A 17,297-nucleotide genomic window follows, 5' to 3' on the forward strand; every position below is an offset into this window, starting at 1 on the left:
CTCATCGCTTCTTAAAACGAMTCGGTCACTATGCTCAACACTCGCGCGCGGACAGACCTGATCCTCGATGGCATGGTGCGTGGACCGCGCGAGACCGACCTGCATGACGGAACACAAGCGGCAAGCGGTGACATCGTCATCACGCGCAGGAATGATCGTCGGTTGCGGGCGGGTGGGAGCTGGGTACGCAACGGTGACCGGTGGCGTGTTCTCGATGTTCGCCCCGACGGCTCGATGCTTGTGCGACGCGAAGGGCGCAATCGGGGCGCCAGCTTGCTGCTACCCGGTGGCTATGTTTCCGAGCACGTTGACCTCGGATACGCCGTTACTTCATTCCGGGCACAGGGAATCACCACCGACACCGCGCACGTGCTTGTCGATGCATCGCTGACGCGCGAGAGCCTCTACGTTGCGATGACTCGCGGTCGCGCGGCGAACATCGCCTATGTCGCTGTCGACAAGCCCGATGACTCCCACTCGGGCCCGCATCCCGGCGACAACGATGAAGTCACAGCTCAGAGCGTGCTGAGTGGTGTGCTCCAGCACGTGGGTGCTGAGCTGTCTGCGCACGAGACCCTTGCGGCAGAGCAAGAGAGCTGGGGGACTATCGCGCAGCTTGCGGCGGAGTACGAGACGATCGCCGCTGCCGCCCAGCGAGACAGGTGGGCGTCGCTGATCAGGGCCTCTGGGCTGAGCCCTAAGCAAGCGGAGAGTGTGGTCGATTCTGATGCGTTCGGGCCACTTTCCGCTGAGCTGCGCCGGGCTGAGGCCAACCACCACGACGTCGAGCAATTGCTGCCGCGTCTCGTACGCGCCCGCGGCTTCGGTGACGCGGATGACGTCGCTGCGGTACTCCGGCACCGAGTTGCTACGGCGACCGCACGACCGGCAGGGTCCGGTCGTGGTGTGAAGCACTCGCGACTTATTGCAGGTCTCATTCCGGAAGCGACGGGCGCGATGAGTGAGGAGATGCAACGTGCACTCGATGAGCGTGTGGGGCTGATCGAAGCACGCGCAGAATCCGTTCTCTCTGCCGCGATTGCCGAATCTAGACCGTGGGCCGCGGCTCTCGGCCCTGCGCCTTCGGACTCGAAGCGCTCTACCGACTGGCATCGGGCGGCGCGCGTGATCGCCGCCTACCGCGATCGATACAGGATCACTGATCGCCTCTTGCTCGGCGCTGCGCCTGACAGCACAAACCAGAGGCTGGACCGGGCCCGCGCCGAAGCAGCGCTACGGAGAGTCGAGCAGCTCAGTCGAGTTCAGTCAACGCCCGAGCCGTCCATCCGTTTCCCGAGGCACCCAGATAGACTGACGCTGTAGGCACGCCTCGGGAGGCACCACGAGAGTGATCTGAGAGGAGGTCCCACATGGCGACCAACGATCAGGTCAAAGCGCTTGTGAAGAGTCACGCAGACGGCGACGACCCGCAGTTCTACGCCGTTGCAATGCAAGTTGCTGCGAAAGCGGCACGCGCAGGGCAGTCAAAGTTCGCACAAGAGCTACGCGACCTTGTCAACGATTTGCGTGAACGATCCGGGCAGAAGGCTCGCATCGCGTCAGTCGTGCCTTTCGCTCAGCCGAAGGGCGAGCTTGGGGCGCTACTCAACGTCTCCTACCCCGAAGCGCGGCTGAGCGACCTCGTCCTCACGGACAAGCTCGAAGACCGGCTCCGTCATGTTCTTCTGGAGCAACGGCAGCGGGACGCGCTTGCAAAGCACGGGTTGACACCGGCTCGACGCCTTCTGCTTACTGGTCCGCCTGGAACAGGAAAGACTTCAACCGCACGGGTGATCGCAGGTGAACTAGGCCTGCCACTGTTCTCGATCCGCTTAGACACAGTTCTTACGAAGTTCATGGGTGAAACCGCAGCGAAGCTACGTCTCGTCTTTGATGCGCTTGCCGAGACTCGCGGGGTTTATCTCTTCGATGAAGTTGATGCCCTCGGCGGCAACCGAGCTGCTCAGAACGACGTTGGTGAGATCCGCCGAGTTCTCAATTCCTTCCTTCAGTTCCTCGAAGAGGATGCGTCGGACAGCGTCATCATCGCGGCCACGAATCACCCGCAGTTGCTCGACAACGCGCTGTTTCGACGTTTCGACACAGTCATGGACTTCACCCTGCCCGACGATGAGTCGGTCGAATCCGTCATCAAGAATCGTTTGTCTTCTTTCCAGATCAGCAACCTCAGTTGGTCGCGCATCGTTCCCGCGGCCCGCGGCCTCAGCCACGCTGAGATTGCGACGGCCGCCGAGAACGCTGCAAAGCGGACGATCCTCAGCGGCAGATCGCGAATCCTTACAGATGATCTCATCGCAGCCTTGGGCGAACGCCCACGGGTCCTCCGTCAACCTGGCGGAGCTGTCTAAGCGCGATGGCTGAAAGAGATCGCCCGCACATTGTCGTGCCAACCCCGCCGTTGAGTGAGTCCTTCACGCTTGTCGGTCCTGGTGGAGGTCCTGACCGAGTCGCGTTCGGTGGGAACCGTCCTGCCCACGGCAAGCGCCTAACCGAAGAGTTCGAGGCAGCTTGGACGCCTCCGGTCGAGGATGCTGAAGACAGAGGGACTTACATTACCTTCGTTTCTTTCCCTGGGCTTGAGCTGGCGATCGAGAGTCTCGAATCACATCGCTCTGGGTCGCAGCCAGAGCTGGTAGCGGTTCAAGAAGAGCAGACTCCAGGTGGTCCGATATTCAATGCAACGGTTTTCATCCCCGACGGGAAGAAGGAATTCTTCCTCAAGAAGCTTGAGCAGTACGTCGCGACGGCCAATGTAACGGAGGGGATGCCAGATAATGCTCCACTGATTGAAGGCATTGCCTCGATCAGACGCGCGACGATCCGCGAACTTTGGACTGACCCATTCGACGAGTTTCCGACGGACCCCACTGAACTGCGCTGGTGGGAGGTTTGGCTCCGGCGGGGCGACGGCAAGGAACATGCCCGTCTGATGGAGTACGCCAGACGGCATGGGCTCAAGACGAGTGCTCACTACCTCGGGTTCGACGATCGAACGATTGTCCTCATGCAGGCCACTGCTGAACAGCTCGCCATGACCTTTCAAAGTATCGATGACATTGCTGAGTTGCGCCGACCGCGCGAAGTCTCGTCATTCCTTCCGGGGCTCTCAGCTACCGAGCAACGTGAGTGGGTACGCGAACTTCAGTCACGTGTACGTCATGCGGGGAGCGGTGCCCCCGTCGTATGCATTCTTGATCGGGGCATTCAGGCCAGTCACCCGCTACTGGAAGAGTCGATCGCACCCGAAGATCTCCACGCTGTGGAGCAGAGCTGGCGCAAAGACGTCGCCGTATACTCGCACGGCACAGAGGTAGCTGGGCTTGCTCTCTACGGTGACCTTCAGGCAGCGATCTCTTCTCCTCACGGCCTCCAGCTGGATCACCGTCTTGAGTCGGTCAAAATCCTTCCCGATACGGGAGACAACGATCCCGACGTGTACGGTGCAATCACGGCGCGTGCCGTGGACCAGCCTGAGATTACCGATCGAGATCGACACCGCGTCTATATGTTGGCGGTTACCGCACCGTCGGCACTTCCGGGCGTCGACGCTGAAGTTCGTGATCGGCCAAAGCAAGAGTCTGGCCGCCCGACGGCGTGGTCGGCAACGGTCGATGCGCTCGCCTTCGGTAGGGGGATCGATGATGCATCCCCGAAGTTCACGTACCTCAATCGAGATGAAGAAGCGGTGCCTCGACTCTTCGTCATCTCAGCAGGCAACGTTCGCGATGTTCGCGCCGAGGACGATCACCTCGACCGAAGTGATGCAGAGAGCGTGGAAGATCCCGCGCAATCATGGAATGCGATCACCGTTGGTGCATACGCTGAGCACGACACCATGGATCATGCTTTAGATCTCTTCAAAGGGTACGTGCCAATCGCGCCCCGTGGCGAGCTTTCGCCCACCAGCCGCACGTCAGTTTCGTTCGATCAAAAGCGATGGCCGTTCAAGCCAGACGTTGTTGCATCAGGAGGAAATCTGGCGCGCACACCGGACAGGACTGGTGTGGATACACCGGAGAACCTGGCGATACTTACGACCCGACTCCAGCATCCTGGCGAAGGGTATTTCACGACGACGCGCGATACCTCTGCTGCCACCGCCCAGGTCGCCGCGATTGCCGCTGATATACGCGCTGCTTATCCGCACTTGAGACCCGAGACGGTGCGCGCGTTGGTCGTTCATTCAGCTGAGTGGACGAGCGCGATGGAGACACGCTTCGGCGCCGCGGCGACGAAGAAGGACGCCGTGAACCTTCTGCGCCGTTACGGTATGGGTGTGCCGAGCCTCGAAAGAGCTACTCGGAGTGCGTCGAACGCACTGACTCTCGTTGACGAGGCCGTGATCCATCCCTACGAACGTAAGGGCAACTCCAGCAGCGGCAAGGCGCGGGAGATGAACCTACACAAGCTTCCGTGGCCGATCGCCGAACTATCGGACCTGGGGGAGACGATGGTTCGACTACGCGTCACCCTCTCGTACTTCATCGAGCCAAACCCCTCAAATCGCGGTTGGAATGGCCGCTATGCCTATCCGTCGCACGGGCTTCGCTTCGCTATGAAGCGTCCGGAGGACAATATTGATGCATTCCGTCAGCGCATCAACAAGCAGGCGCGTGAGGAGGGCGAGAAGCCGCTGGAGCTGAGAACTGAGACGGGCTGGTTATTCGGACGGGACCAGCAGACCTCGTCTGGTTCGCTTCACACTGATATCTGGAGAGGGACGGCGGCGGATCTCGCGAGCAAAGAAGCGATTGTCGTTTATCCCGTTGCTGGCTGGTGGAAGAACCGGCCGAAGATGGACCAGAGTGATCAAGGGGTCAATTATTCACTCGTGGTCAGCATCGAAGCGCCCGAGGTCGAAGTCGACCTGTGGGCCGCTGTCGAGCAGCAAGTCAGAACCGTAATCGAGGTGTAGTCGGAGGTGTCTCCGATGGTGCGGCCACCGGTGTGGAGCGTAGACTTGAGACGTGCCACGGTCTCGCATCAGTACGCGAAGCGCCCATACTTCACGAGTGGCACGCAGAGGGCACGGCCCCACTGCAACCCCTGAGATTCCGCATGATCACGCGGCCCGCGACGAGAACTGGGACTTCTGAGTGCGTGTGTGCGGCGTCACGCATTGTGACGCCGCACCACGGTGAAGTTGGCACACGCCTTAGGACGTGGCACCGGTTCGCTAGTTGGCGTAAGACGCCATTAAGAGCGGAGCGCGAGACAGATGCCGAACAAGCGGCACGTCACTCCCAAGGATCTCACCAGGTCTTGGCCAGACGAACACGCCTACCTTAGCTGCCCGCAGCGCGCGGAGGTCTACTCGAGCAGACTCCGACAGGGAAGAAGTTTCTGAGACGACGGCTGACGCTACGACGAAGAACAACCTGGACAACCTCCCGCCACTCTAACGGCGAGCCGCGGGTATCAGAACGGGCACTCTTCGTGGGTGGTGCCGATCTGGGACTCGCGGATTGACATCTCCATCCCGCAGTCCGCGCATGTCGTCCCGCGCCGGCGCTCACATCCGCACGCCCCGCAGTCAGGGCAGACGTGGTGCATACACGTCGGGCAGAGCACCGCATCGTTGCGGGAGAACGAACTGTCACAGCTCGCGGACTGGCACTCGACGTCGTCGCGATCCCACTGCGCCGTGCCGAACCGGTAGGTGGGTCGCGCGACAATCAGCAGATGCGTACCACTCGCATCCCACCCCCAGTCGTAGGTGATGTCGGAGCGGGCGGAGTTCGTGGAGTAGATGAAGCCTTCGGTGGCCCCGCGTATACCTTCGGGGCCTGCGGGAAGCGCGCGGAAGTCTGGCTGCACGCTGTTCTTCGGCGGGCGCGTCAGGCTCGAGGTCTCGTGCGATACAGATGACAGCACGAGTCCAGTGAGCGGGTCAGCGACGATGATGACGGCGTGCGGTTCGCTCTCCTGAGACCATGCCGAGGCGCGGATGATAGCTGCCTGTCGCGACACCTGCCCGTTGCGTGTCAGCGCGCGAATGAACGCAGGGGTCAGCTGGCCGGTCCACGCGTCTTCGACGATGCGCTCCGGCATGAGCAGGTCCACCGCGACACAGTTGCTGACGGCCTCTTCGACATGACGCATCATGACGGGGTCGCTGCGGCGAAGAACGGCCATGACATCCATCGCCCACTGGTCATCCTGGCGTTGTAGGTGATGTCCGAACTCGTGCGCTGCAGTGAAGTGCGCCCGAGCGGTGGGTTGCTTTCGTGACACTCTGATACGTGCGGGCGGGCTGGAGTACGTGCCGTGAAGCTCGCAGGTGGTGTCGACCCGGGAGCTCCATTCGAAGTCGATGTGGTCGGAGTCTTGGAGCGCTCGGATCACGTCCGACTCAAGAGCTTCCCGCGGCTGGTCGAACGGCATGTGTTCGAGGAGGTGCTCGGCTGCGGCGGCGATGTTGTCTGGCTGCAACCATTCAGCGGCAGTGCGAACCTCAGGAAGCATGGGCGTCTTGGATGAGGAGGCGGAGTGTGTCTGCTGCGCGTGTCGATGCGCGTTCCGAGACGCTGTCCGTGCGGGCAGCGAGAGCGTACGCACTCCGTGCGGCGTTACGTGCCTCACGCTCGGAGGTGCCCGCAGCTTCGCAGAGCTCAACGACGAGCAGCTTCACGTCAGGCGATGACAGTTCCCGGGTCGAGATAGTGGAGGCGTGAGTCGTCCAGGACGCCTCCACCAGTTCGCGTTCCTCAGCGGTGAGGAGATGGCCGTCCCACAGATCCACCACCCGTTCGGTGTCGAGGCCGGTCGCGTCGCGAAACTGGCGGGGCGTCATGCCGGTGGCGTTGACGTCGATGGTCACCTCGGTCTCTGACGGCCATTCGATGAAGCAGCGGCGCTGGTAGTCCTGCAGGACCTGCATGAGTTCATCCACATTGGCGGCGCCTGAGCCGGGGACAAGCGTCTGCAACTCCCCACGCCCTGCAGCCCACCGACGCATCTCCCGCAGCTGCGTGTCGTTAAGTACGCATCCCAGCCGGCGATGGAGGAGGAAGGTCCCGAGGCCGGTCTCCGCCTGCGGCCAGAGGGTTACCGCCACCTCACCGAGAACTGCGGGAATCTCTGTCGAGCTGGCCTCACCGTGCGTCAGAGGGATGCCGAGCACGAACTCGTCGTGCACCTGAGCGATGACCACAACGCCTTCATGGGCACCGTCCCAGGACAGCGCCCAGGCGTCACCGGGCGCCAGCGCCGCGTGTTCTGCGGTCAGCTCGGTGATCCAGTCGGGTGTTCCGGTCGCGTGCACAATTGTGCCCTTTCATGGAGAAGCAAAGTCTGCCAGCTTATCTGACGGTTGATCAATGCGCGGTCTCGTCAGAAACCGCTGACGCGGTCGTAGAACTCCCGCAGCTGTCCGGCTTCGTCCGTTCCAAGAGAACCGTAGAACTCGCAGTCGCTGGGCCGGGAGAAGTGTGCGCGGAAGATGCTGTGCTTGTGGCGCACGTCGAACATGCCCGGCAGGTCCAGACGGCAGGACAGGTCCACTTCGCTAAGCATGCAGTGCTGCTCGTTGAACCCTCCGCGCTGCGACGTGCGTCCGAGAACGGTGACAACATCAGAACGCGGGTGCACGACAACGTTTCGGCGTGGTGCGTCGTGGGCGTCGGGGACGACGTGAGGCGCCACGCCGTAGATGTCGGCGAACTCCGGGTTCTGGTTAGGCATAGAGGCATCGTATCTACGTAGCGGACATCGTCATCGCGCCATCGACTCCCGCCGCGGCGTTCGTCTCGGTTTCTGTAGTCGCCGACCCGGGTCACACGCGGTGCGGTCCCGCACCCGACTGAAGTGCAAACCGGCAAGATCCCAAGCGGGATGGGGGACAGCGACGCCCGAGCGGTGACGGTCGTGCGGTGTCAGACGTCTCGGCTGTCGCCAGGCTCCGGCATGATGGTGTCGTGCGCCGTGGGATCGGCGTAGACGAAGGGGCGGGGATGAGCTGGTTCAAGAGGCTGTTCGATGGCGGAAGGACAAAGACGGACGAGGCACCGGCCGTGCGAACTCGGGCCCAGTCGCCGTACTTCGCCATCATCGATGTGGAGACCACGGGCCTGTCGCCCAAGAGGGACCGTGTGCTCGAACTCGCGGTGGTGCGTATAGATCAGCGCGGCCAGATCGTCGACGAGTGGTCGACGCGGTTCAACCCGGAGGGCCCCGTCGGAGCGACTCACATCCACGGCATCACGGAGGCAGACGTCGCCCATGCGCCACTGTTCCGCGATGTTGCGTCCTCCATCGTCCCTTACATCTCCGGTCTTCCTATCGCTGCACACAACGCGCGCTTCGACCTCGGGTTCCTCCGTGCGGAGTTCCGACGGGCGGGGTGGGACGTCCCGTGGCTTCCTGCATACTGCACGCTCGACGGCAGCCACCACTATCTCCCGAACCTCGATCGACGTCGTCTGATCGACTGCTGTTGGAGCGCCCGAGTACCTCTGAACGACGCGCACTCGGCTCTCGGGGACGCTCGTGCGACAGCCGGCCTCTTGCGCCACTACCTCCAGGCTCAGGGGCGAGTGTCGCCGCACCCCGCGCTCATGTCGGTTCCGAACGAGGCGCGCGGCGTCGTCTGGCCGACAGGGCCCAGCCGCCCGCCGCTCACGTTCTTGCCGGACGAGTCGGCGACTCGTCGCCGCACTCGGCGGACCGCCACGGCACCGGAGCGACCCGCGCTCATCGCACAGCTGACGAAACTGAGCCTCGCGGAAGTACTGGACGAGGGCGCTCCAGTCGGGTCCCTCACCTACGTCGAGACCGTCCTCGACGCTCTTGAGGACGGCGTCATCACCGACGCTGAGGCGGCCGCGCTCCAAGACCTCGTCGAGGCGTACGACCTCAACGCGACTGACATCACAGCGGCGCACACCGCGCTACTCCTGGCGCTAGCCCACAACGCGCTCGACGACGGGCATGTCTCTGGTGATGAGCGAGCGCAGCTCGAGGCCATCGCTTCGGCATTGCAGCTGCCCTCGAAAATGGTGCCGGGCCTCATCGCCGAAGCTGATGCTGCCCGCGCTGCGCGTCTGAGCGCAGGCCTGCGGCCGCTGCCGGCAACGTGGGTGTACGGAGACCCTCTGCGCGTGGGGGACAAGGTCGTGTTCACGGGCTTCGTGGGGCAGGACCGACAGCGTGCACGACTCGAGGATCGCTCTCGGGAGCTGGGTGTGCGAGTTCTTGGCTCGGTATCGGGATTGACGGCGATGCTGGTCACCGACGGGTCGTTCTCCGGCGGAAAACTCGAGCGCGCACACGAGCTGGGAACCCGCATCGTCGCCCCTGAGACGTATGCTGCCCTGTTGAAGCACCTGCAGCCCGCGCTCACTGCCGCCCCGAAGGTCGCACCGAAAGCACCGGCCGCGCAACGCAATGATCCGGGGGTGGCCGCCGGGTCGCCGGCGGAGATCCGCGCGTGGGGGATCGCTAACGGCTATGCGGTCGGTGTACGAGGCAGACTGTCCGCGGAGCTGAAGGCCGCGTACGAGGAAGCGACATCGCTGACCGGGGTGTGAGATCGCTCGAATGGCGCGGACCATTCTGTGGCGCTGTGCTGCGCAGTAGCGTGGCGGATGTGAACACGGTTCTGGACGTCAGTGGGGAGATGTTCGACGTACGCGAATCAGAACCTTCAGATGGGGTGCACGCCTACCATTTCACGTGGACCAACGGGCCCGAAGACGGTACGTACGGTTTCTCGCTCGGAGGTAGCAATCTCACAGCCGAGCAGCTGGAACGAGCGGCCCGGAGTTTTGTTCAGTCGTTCTTTGCGCCGGACGGCCTCGGTGCTTCCGACTTCCCCTCCTTCATGGAAGGTCGAAGATCATCGCAATGACCCGGGTCGCGGGTCTCTTCCTTCCGGCGGCTATCGGGTAGACCTCAGCGTGCGCTCAGGACGAAGGCCAGAACCGCTCCCAAAACGGTGCCCGCGAGCATCGCGGCGGCGGTCCAGCCGACGATGCGGCCTCGGGCGACCTCGCGTTTCGTCGCGTACACGCCCGCGCCGAGGCCACCCGCCGTCGCTGCCGCCATCGTCACGCCGGCGACGAGCGCCTGGACCCCGTAGTGCGGCGTCGGCGGAGCAGGATCGACGAGCGGAGTCGAAAAACGGTAGGTCATGACGAGGCCGAGAGTGATGAGCGAGACGGCGGTCATCGCTGCAATCAACCACCACGCTGTCGATTTACGCATCAGTCACCCGCGCTCGCGCGTCGATTCCGGTCGCGGAGTCGCTCGCGTCAGTCGCCGTCCCCGAGCACAGGGACGCCCCAGATCCGTGCCGCATCGGAGATGAGGCGATCCATGCCGGCCGGTGACTCTCGGCGAAGCGGCGCGTCGTCCCTGGTCACCGGGACCGGGATCGCGACCTGTCCCGCATCCTGCGAGACCACGATCACCAGGGTCGGATAGAGGAAGGCGCCCTCCTGGATGCCGCCCCTCGTCACGCCCTGGATCCGGTCCCGGGGAACGCTGTAGGCCGTGAGGAGACGCGCTCCGCCGCGGACCAGCCGAAAGCCCGAGGGCTCGATGACCCCGGTGGGGCTCGCCGTGAGCAGGCCGCGCGGTGCGGCGCCGAGTCCGAGAAGGGGGATCGTGCGCGAGAGGTACGCGGCCACGCCGTTGAGGGCGTAGGAGCCGAAGATCCGTGCCTGCGGCTCACGCTCCCGCAGCGCTCGCCGCTGGGCGCGCTGCAGTCGTCGGATGCGTCCGAGCACGATCCAGATGATCAGACCGGCGAGTGCCACCCCTGCGCCGAACACGAGCGAGGTCGCGACGGGTGGCTCGCCGTCCAACAGGGGGCGCACGAGCGCCCCCCAGACGAAGAACGCCGCCAGTGCGGCAGCTATCGCGAGCATCAGTCTGTTGGCGGGTGGGTTCTGGCGCACGAGATCAGCCGCCCCACAGGAACGCGGCGGCGGGAAGGAGCGCCACGACGCCGAGCACGGCTCCGACGACGGGCCACGCATACCCTCCGTCGTCGGCGCGGGCGAAGACGAGCCCGATCACGCCGAGGAGGAGGGCGATGCCACCGAAGAGGACCGCGAGCGGCAGCGTGAGGAACACCAGCCATCCGTAGTTCGGGTCCGCCGTCCCCGCCAGGACGAAGACGATCGCGGTCGGCAGGATCCCGACGACCGCCGTGGCGGCGGAGGCGACTCCGCATCCGAAAGCGCGGCGACGGGGCAACGGAGGGATCTGAGTCACCCCGCGATCCTAGCGATCACGCGACCCCGGCGAGGGCGAGCCCCGGCCGCTCGCGGAGGAAGCCCTTCCTTTCCGCATCGGTTTCGGCTGGACTGTGCGCATCGGTGTCGACCAATCGGAGGGTGGGACAGATGTACCGCAGCAATGGGAACTACGAAGCATTCGCACGGCCCCGGAAGCCGGAGGGGGCCGACGACAAGACGGTCTGGCTGGTCGGCGGCGGTCTCGCCGCGATGGCGGCCGCGATCTTCATGATCCGCGACGGGCAGGTCGCGGGGGAGCGGATCACGATCCTCGAGGAGCTGGGGCTGCCCGGCGGCGCGCTGGACGGGATCAAGTACCCCGAGAAGGGGTTCGTCATCCGCGGCGGCCGGGAGCTGGAAGATCACATGGAGTGCCTGTGGGACATGTTCCGCTCCATCCCGTCGTTGGAGATCGAGGGTGCCAGCGTGCTCGACGAGTTCTACTGGCTCAACAAGGACGACCCCAACGTCTCCCTGTGCCGGGTGACCGAGAAGCAGGGGCAGGACGCGCATACGGACAAGCTCTTCACCCTCTCGGAGAAGGCGCAGAAGGAGATCGTCGCCGTCATCCTCGCCACCCGCGAGGAGATGGAGGGCAAGCGGATCGACGAGGTGTTCGGCGACGACTTCCTCGGCAGCAACTTCTGGCTGTACTGGCGGACCATGTTCGCGTTCGAGGAGTGGCACTCGGCGCTGGAGATGAAGCTGTATCTGCACCGCTTCATGCACCACATCGGCGGGCTGCCCGACCTGTCCGCGTTGAAGTTCACGAAGTACAACCAGTACGAGTCGCTCGTGCTGCCGATGCGGAAGTTCCTCGACGACCACGGCGTGCAGTTCCGGTTCCATCACACCGTGACCGACATCCAGTTCGACATCGAGGACGATCGCATCCAGGCGACGCGCATCGACTGGATCGCCGACGGCGAGCCCGGCGGCGTCGACCTCGGTCCGGACGACCTGTGTCTGGCGACGATCGGGTCGCTGACGGAGAACTCCGGCAACGGCGACCAGCACACCGCTCCGGAGCTCAAGACCGGCCCGGCCCCGGCCTGGGACCTCTGGAAGCGGATCGCCGCGAAGTCGCCGGTGTTCGGGCGACCGGAGGTGTTCTGCAGCGACATCGACAAGACGAAGTGGGAATCCGCCACGGTCACCACCGTCGACGAGCGCATCCCGAAGTACATCGAGAAGATCTGCAAGCGCGACCCCTTCAGCGGCAAGGTCGTCACGGGCGGGATCGTCACCGCCAAGGACTCGGCCTGGCTGATGAGCTGGACGGTGAACCGGCAACCGCACTTCAAGGCGCAGAAGCCGAACGAGATCGTGGTCTGGGTGTACGGGCTCTTCGTCGAGACGCCCGGCGACTACGTCAAGAAGCCGATGCAGGAGTGCACGGGCGAGGAGATCGCGCAGGAGTGGCTCTACCACCTCGGTGTGCCGGTGGAGGACATCGCCGAGCTCGCCGCGTCGGCGGCCAAGACGGTCCCGGTGATGATGCCGTACGTGACCTCCTTCTTCATGCCGCGCCGGGCCGGCGACCGTCCGCAGGTGGTCCCGGAGGGAAGCGTCAACTTCGCCTTCCTCGGTCAGTTCGCCGAGACGACGCGCGACGCGATCTTCACCACCGAGTATTCCGTGCGCACGGCGATGGAGGCCACGTATCAGCTGCTCGACGTGGAACGCGGCGTGCCGGAGGTCTTCAACTCGACCTACGACATCCGCTACCTCCTCAAGGCGACTGCGCGGCTGCGCGACGGCGAGGCCGTCCACATCCCCGGCCCGAACTTCCTCCAGGGTCGCCTCCTGGACAAGCTCGACAACACGCAGATGGGAGAGCTGCTGACGGACTTCGGGCTCATCCCCGCGCACGGCGCGACGGTGCCGCGCCCGCGGGACGACGACGCGATCGCGTGAGCGTGCGCTCAGGCGGCGACGTACTCCTGGCGGACTCGGCCCGCCGTCGCCAGCTCGATGTATCCGAAGTCGTGGTCGGAGTTGAGGATCACGGCGTCGTTGACGACGGCGTACGCCGCGATCAGGCAGTCGAAAGCGGCCGCGGCTCGCAGGAATCCGTTGGTCCAGAGCGCCTGCTGGATGTCCAGGGCGACCTGCTCGTCGGGATGCTCCCAGGCCGGGAGCAGCTCCTCCATGTCTTCCCGCAGAGCGGCGTACTCCTCCGCGTCACGGGCCGAGTGGCAGTACTCGAGTACCTGCGGCGGGCAGGTGATGAGGAGGTGGTTCGGCGAGAGGGAACGGAGGCGGTCGGCGATCGCGGCGCTTCTCCCTGCCTTCTGCCAGATGCTGTTGTCGACGAGGTAGATGGTCACCGGGAAGTGCTCGCGCTCCGTCCAGCGCCCTCGCGCCGCTCCGGCATCGGCTCGGGAGCCACGGTCGGTGCGTCGATCTGTTCGGCCTCGAAACGGCGGCCGATGATGCGCTCGACGGCGGCGGGCTGGCGACGTACCGCGATGAGGGTGCGCAGGGCGAGATCCACGGTCTCGCGGTTGGAGGTCGTGCCGGCGAGCTTCTTGGCCTGCTTCAACTCGTCGGGGTCGATGTCGATGGATGTGACGGTCATGGTCGTTCCTTCCTCCCCGCGATCTTGTATAAGGCAGTATATAAGACTGTCGGCCGGCGGCGGTCGGCCGACGGCGGGAGGGGAGGACACATGCGTTCGACGCGACCGATGCCCGGGAACCCGTGGCCGCACGACATGACCCTCACCGTCGAGGACCGACCGCACACGCTGCTGGAGCTCCTCTGGATCCGCGAGGCGCACGGGCTGGATCCCGCCGATGACGCGCCGCCGCCGCTGGTCGATCGACCGGCGGCGGCCGCGCGGCGCGTGGACGAGGAGACCCGGGCGCGCTGGACGGAGGTCTGGCCCCGCATCTGGGGCGACGCGGTCGCGCACGCCGCGACCGACCCCGACCCGGCGCTGCTCGACCGCGCCTTCGCCACGACGCTGAGTCCGGATGAGCGGGAGGCGGTGCTCGCTCGGATCGTCGGGCCCACAGCGCGGGACGCGTTCGGGGTGGAGGTGTCCGATGATCCGGCGTACCGCGCGTGGGAGCGGCGCGGTTCCGAGGCACATCTCGCGACGCACCTCACGACGCTCGCGGACAGCCCTGAACGCCGCGACGTCGCCACCCTGGCCGACGCGTGGCGTCGCGGCCTCGCGAGGGTGGTGACGCTGCCCTGCCGGGGGACGTACGTCCGGCAGATCGGACCGCACGCGCTCCTGGTCACCGATGAGGTGCGGAGCGACGCCGCCGCGTACCGCGCGGCGCTGGACTCGTTCGGTCGAGGTCCCTCGGAGCGCCCGTCGAGGGCGTGACGCCCCGCGGGTCGAGTCAGAGGACGAGCGGGAGGAACGACACGATCAGGCCGAGGGCACCGACCGCGGCGAAGACGACCCCGACAGTCCGCAGGACCCGGCGCAGATGCGGCGCCTCACCGATCCGGATGCGCGCCGGGTCGTTCGAGCTGTGGAACCCGTCGACCCATCCATCGGTGGTGGCCGTGGGCTCGCCGCGGCGCAGCGGTCGCTCGTGGAAGTCGCCGCCGGCAAACCAGCGAGCGGTGGGGCGGCCGTCCCGATCGATCACGGCGATCTCGACGGGGACCCACTGCCCCTCGACGAGCCGGATCAGCAGGGCCACGATGAGGAACGGGATTCCGACGCCGAGGCCGATCCAGGACAGCACCTCACCGACGACGGAGAGGGTGTCCACGAGCTGCACGACTCCATCGTAGAGAGAGGAACCAGTGGGAGAGTCACGCCATCGGACGGGATCGCGGGCGGTGGGCCTGCTCCAGGTTCCTCCGAAGCCGGTCGCGGCTCTGTCCGTCGACGGACATCGCCCACATCGGGGTGCCGGGGGTGCTGCGCCAGGACGCGGCGAGCGGGCTGTCGTCGACGGTGTCGAAGCCGAGCTCGTCGTAGAGCTTCGTGACGAATTCGACGGCGTCGGCGTGATCGCTCGAGACGACCAGAGCCGTCCGATCAGCGGCTCCCCTCGGCCGCGCGAGCCTCACCAGGGCCGGCACGGAGTCCTCCGGCGTCCGCGCGGGAACACGGCCGTGGAACTGGATGTGGCTGAACTCCCGGGCTCGGGGCACACCCAACCCCGCGGGAGCACGCCCTGGCGCGGGCGCTGCGCCTGGACGCCGACCACGTCGCTCACCTGAGAGCGCTCGCCGCAGAGCCGCCCGCCGTGGGGGCCTCGTCGTCGGACGACGTGCTGCCGCAGACGGCGCTCGACCTCATCGAGGCTCTGGACCAGCCCGCCTTCCTCGAAGACGCCGGTCTCACCGTCCTCGCCGCGAATGCCGCGGCCCGCGACCTCAACCCGCGCCTGCGGCCGGGCCGCAATCAGCTCCGCGACCTGTACCTCGATCCTCAGGAGCGCGCCATGCACCCGGATTGGGAGGGAGTCGCCGCGTGCATGACTGCCGGCCTCCGGTACGCGATGGGCGCAGGGGACGACGCGCGGCTCCACGCGCTGGCCGCGGAGCTCTCCGGGGCCAGCGCGACGTTCCGACGGATCTGGGCGCGACACGACGTCCGTGCGCAGCGCGGCGCCGTCGTGCGCCTCACCCACGCGGAACGGGGCGAGCAGATCTTCACGCGCGAGCAACTCCACCCGAACGGGACGGACGGGCTCGCGCTGGTCATCTACTCTCCCCGCGCATCGTCCGTGGGGACGACCGCCGCCATGCGCCAGACCGGCGGCGCACCGTCGGTATCGGTGAGGGCAGTCGTCCGGAATCCGTGACGCTCGTAGAGGCGCACGTTGCGCGCATCCGAGGTGTCCAGCACCACGGGTCCGCCGCCACGGCGAGCGACCTCGTCGAGTGCGAAGCGGAGGAGGTGCGAGGCGATCCCGCGTCCCTGTCGGCCAGGGTGCACGCCCAGGGTCTCGAGCCGCCACGCGCCTGCGGGGGAGGGGGTCTGGTCGACGCGGTCGAGGCGGTCGCCGTGCAGCGCGACCACCTGCGCGATGAAGGCGGCCTCCGGTTCCGCGGCGTCCGGGCGGAGAAGCGCGATGGTGCCCGCGCCCTCACCGGCGACCGCGACGATCCCCTGGTCGTGCGCGTACCCGAGGTACAGGCGCTGCAGGGCCGCGAGCCGCGCGTCGTAGTCGTCCTCGGGGATCACGTGCCGGGTCCAGGGGTAGTCGCGGAAAGCGGCGGCGAGCGTCTCCGCACAGGTCGCCAGATCCTCGCCACGGGCGAGGCGCACATCGACCTCCGTGTCGTCGTTCATTCCGGTGTCCTCTCGGTGGTGGCCCCCGCGTCGATGATCGCCTGAAGCGTGGCGAGGTGCCGGGCGAAGGCGGCGCGGCCGGCGTCCGTGATGCCGACCCAGGTGCGTGTGCGGCGACCGGAGGCCTCTTTCCGTACGGTGACGAGGCCGGCGTCGGCGAGCGCGGTGAGCGCCTGCGACAGCGTGGAGTCGCTGACCTCGAGGAGGTCGGCGAGGAACCGGAAGTCGACGTCCTCCAGGTTGCGCAGGGCGGCCAGCAGGGAGAACCTCACCGGGGAGTGGATGAGGGCGTCGATCTCCCGGCGGGGGTGACTCATCGACGGGAGCTCGCGAACACGCAGGCGAGGATCGGGGCGACCGCCACCACGCCGGCGAGCACCCACCACCAGGGAGAGGATGCCCCGACCAGCTGGAGCGCCGGATCGAACATGAGGGTATACAGCGCGAACCACGTGCACAGGGCGATCCCCATGTTGCGGAACCCGTTCCGGGGGACGGAGCGGCGGTAGCGGACCGCGATCATCCAGATCGAGATCGTCACGAGGGCGAAGGGCGCGAACGCCTTCCAGTACGGCACGTCGGCGACGTCGATCGAGAGGGTGAACGCCAGGGCGTAGGTCGCCTGCGCGATGACGAAGATCCGGAACCAGCGCGTCGCGCGCCGGGCCTCGCGGCCGATCCGCTCGGTGTCGGCGAGCTGCTGGGCCGCCTCTTCTACGGTGTACTGCTTGTCGATCATGAAACCACTTTATCAGACCTAAAGT

Annotated in this window: 20 protein-coding genes; 7 read left to right on the top strand and 13 right to left on the bottom strand. The window is 65.8% G+C overall.

The genetic code is table 11. From position 1 onward, the window contains the following. The first annotated feature begins 30 nt into the window (after positions 1-30). Genes B7W94_RS07565 through B7W94_RS07575 form a run of 3 tightly spaced genes read left to right on the top strand, consistent with a single transcriptional unit; the run spans position 31 to position 4,936 of the window. Positions 31-1,323 carry a hypothetical protein gene (locus B7W94_RS07565; protein WP_216353885.1) on the top strand — a complete coding sequence of 431 codons (1,293 nt, stop codon included), beginning with the start codon at positions 31-33 and terminating at the stop codon, positions 1,321-1,323. A gap of 47 nt (positions 1,324-1,370) precedes the next feature. Continuing rightward, on the top strand, positions 1,371-2,369 hold the full coding sequence (locus tag B7W94_RS07570) for an AAA family ATPase (RefSeq protein ID WP_085605686.1): 999 nt from the start codon (positions 1,371-1,373) through the stop codon (positions 2,367-2,369). A gap of 5 nt (positions 2,370-2,374) precedes the next feature. Beyond that, positions 2,375-4,936, top strand: a complete 2,562-nt coding sequence (locus B7W94_RS07575) for a S8 family peptidase (protein WP_085605688.1) — start codon at positions 2,375-2,377, stop codon at positions 4,934-4,936. A 503-nt stretch (positions 4,937-5,439) separates the two neighbouring features. Here the strand turns inward: B7W94_RS07575 and B7W94_RS07580 are convergent. From B7W94_RS07580 to B7W94_RS07590, 3 genes are all read right to left on the bottom strand, one after another. Beyond that, positions 5,440-6,486, bottom strand: a complete 1,047-nt coding sequence (locus tag B7W94_RS07580) for an ImmA/IrrE family metallo-endopeptidase (RefSeq protein WP_085605690.1) — start codon at positions 6,484-6,486, stop codon at positions 5,440-5,442. Next, a complete protein-coding gene (locus B7W94_RS07585; RefSeq protein ID WP_071329093.1) occupies positions 6,476-7,285 on the bottom strand; it encodes a hypothetical protein in 810 nt (269 codons plus the stop codon). The genes B7W94_RS07580 and B7W94_RS07585 overlap by 11 nt, the downstream gene beginning before the upstream one ends. Before the next feature lie 68 nt (positions 7,286-7,353). Next, on the bottom strand, positions 7,354-7,704 hold the full coding sequence (locus B7W94_RS07590) for a hypothetical protein (protein ID WP_085605692.1): 351 nt from the start codon (positions 7,702-7,704) through the stop codon (positions 7,354-7,356). Between the two features lie 329 nt (positions 7,705-8,033). Here B7W94_RS07590 and B7W94_RS07595 point away from each other — a divergent pair, with 329 nt between their 5' ends. Continuing rightward, positions 8,034-9,548 carry an exonuclease domain-containing protein gene (locus B7W94_RS07595; RefSeq protein WP_172400096.1) on the top strand — a complete coding sequence of 505 codons (1,515 nt, stop codon included), beginning with the start codon at positions 8,034-8,036 and terminating at the stop codon, positions 9,546-9,548. 364 nt (positions 9,549-9,912) lie between these two features. On the opposite strand, the gene B7W94_RS07600 is transcribed toward B7W94_RS07595, so the two are convergent. The 3 genes from B7W94_RS07600 to B7W94_RS07610 all read right to left on the bottom strand — a co-directional run bounded on the left by B7W94_RS07600 (position 9,913) and on the right by B7W94_RS07610 (position 11,238). Beyond that, complete coding sequence (locus tag B7W94_RS07600; RefSeq protein ID WP_085605694.1) at positions 9,913-10,188, bottom strand: hypothetical protein; 276 nt, start codon at positions 10,186-10,188, stop codon at positions 9,913-9,915. A gap of 83 nt (positions 10,189-10,271) precedes the next feature. After that, on the bottom strand, positions 10,272-10,889 hold the full coding sequence (locus B7W94_RS07605) for a hypothetical protein (protein WP_071329090.1): 618 nt from the start codon (positions 10,887-10,889) through the stop codon (positions 10,272-10,274). A 34-nt stretch (positions 10,890-10,923) separates the two neighbouring features. Then, complete coding sequence (locus B7W94_RS07610) at positions 10,924-11,238, bottom strand: hypothetical protein (RefSeq protein WP_085605696.1); 315 nt, start codon at positions 11,236-11,238, stop codon at positions 10,924-10,926. Positions 11,239-11,369: 131 nt separating this feature from the next. Between B7W94_RS07610 and B7W94_RS07615 the strand changes: the two genes are divergently transcribed. Beyond that, on the top strand, positions 11,370-13,178 hold the full coding sequence (locus B7W94_RS07615) for an oleate hydratase (protein WP_085605698.1): 1,809 nt from the start codon (positions 11,370-11,372) through the stop codon (positions 13,176-13,178). Positions 13,179-13,186: 8 nt separating this feature from the next. Here B7W94_RS07615 and B7W94_RS07620 read toward each other — a convergent pair whose 3' ends face one another. Continuing rightward, complete coding sequence (locus B7W94_RS07620) at positions 13,187-13,591, bottom strand: PIN domain-containing protein (protein WP_085605700.1); 405 nt, start codon at positions 13,589-13,591, stop codon at positions 13,187-13,189. Beyond that, positions 13,588-13,842 (bottom strand): type II toxin-antitoxin system VapB family antitoxin, encoded by a 255-nt coding sequence (locus B7W94_RS18090; RefSeq protein WP_025102563.1) that lies wholly within the window; start codon positions 13,840-13,842, stop codon positions 13,588-13,590. Before B7W94_RS18090 ends, B7W94_RS07620 begins: the two co-directional genes overlap by 4 nt. Before the next feature lie 90 nt (positions 13,843-13,932). Here B7W94_RS18090 and B7W94_RS18095 point away from each other — a divergent pair, with 90 nt between their 5' ends. Beyond that, a complete protein-coding gene (locus tag B7W94_RS18095; RefSeq protein ID WP_172400097.1) occupies positions 13,933-14,601 on the top strand; it encodes a hypothetical protein in 669 nt (222 codons plus the stop codon). A gap of 16 nt (positions 14,602-14,617) precedes the next feature. Here the strand turns inward: B7W94_RS18095 and B7W94_RS07630 are convergent, their stop codons facing one another. Both B7W94_RS07630 and B7W94_RS07635 read right to left on the bottom strand, forming a co-directional pair. Further along, positions 14,618-15,007, bottom strand: a complete 390-nt coding sequence (locus tag B7W94_RS07630; protein ID WP_085605704.1) for a hypothetical protein — start codon at positions 15,005-15,007, stop codon at positions 14,618-14,620. Positions 15,008-15,041: 34 nt separating this feature from the next. Then, entirely contained in the window at positions 15,042-15,386 is a 345-nt protein-coding gene (locus B7W94_RS07635; RefSeq protein ID WP_139833287.1) for a hypothetical protein, read from the bottom strand. A gap of 95 nt (positions 15,387-15,481) precedes the next feature. On the opposite strand from B7W94_RS07635, the gene B7W94_RS07640 reads away from it, so the two are divergent. Further along, positions 15,482-16,042 (top strand): MmyB family transcriptional regulator, encoded by a 561-nt coding sequence (locus B7W94_RS07640; protein ID WP_085605708.1) that lies wholly within the window; start codon positions 15,482-15,484, stop codon positions 16,040-16,042. Here B7W94_RS07640 and B7W94_RS07645 read toward each other — a convergent pair. Genes B7W94_RS07645 through B7W94_RS07655 form a run of 3 tightly spaced genes read right to left on the bottom strand, consistent with a single transcriptional unit; the run spans position 15,943 to position 17,272 of the window. Next, positions 15,943-16,533 carry a GNAT family N-acetyltransferase gene (locus B7W94_RS07645; RefSeq protein WP_085605710.1) on the bottom strand — a complete coding sequence of 197 codons (591 nt, stop codon included), beginning with the start codon at positions 16,531-16,533 and terminating at the stop codon, positions 15,943-15,945. The two genes, B7W94_RS07640 and B7W94_RS07645, sit on opposite strands and share 100 nt — an antisense overlap. Then, a complete protein-coding gene (locus B7W94_RS07650; protein WP_085605712.1) occupies positions 16,530-16,850 on the bottom strand; it encodes a transcriptional regulator in 321 nt (106 codons plus the stop codon). The genes B7W94_RS07645 and B7W94_RS07650 overlap by 4 nt, the downstream gene beginning before the upstream one ends. Next, positions 16,847-17,272 carry a hypothetical protein gene (locus B7W94_RS07655; RefSeq protein WP_085605714.1) on the bottom strand — a complete coding sequence of 142 codons (426 nt, stop codon included), beginning with the start codon at positions 17,270-17,272 and terminating at the stop codon, positions 16,847-16,849. The genes B7W94_RS07650 and B7W94_RS07655 overlap by 4 nt, the downstream gene beginning before the upstream one ends. Between the last annotated feature and the right edge of the window lie 25 nt (positions 17,273-17,297).

It is taken from the genome of Microbacterium sp. LEMMJ01, assembly GCF_002114135.1.
Classification (GTDB): Bacteria; Actinomycetota; Actinomycetes; order Actinomycetales; family Microbacteriaceae; genus Microbacterium.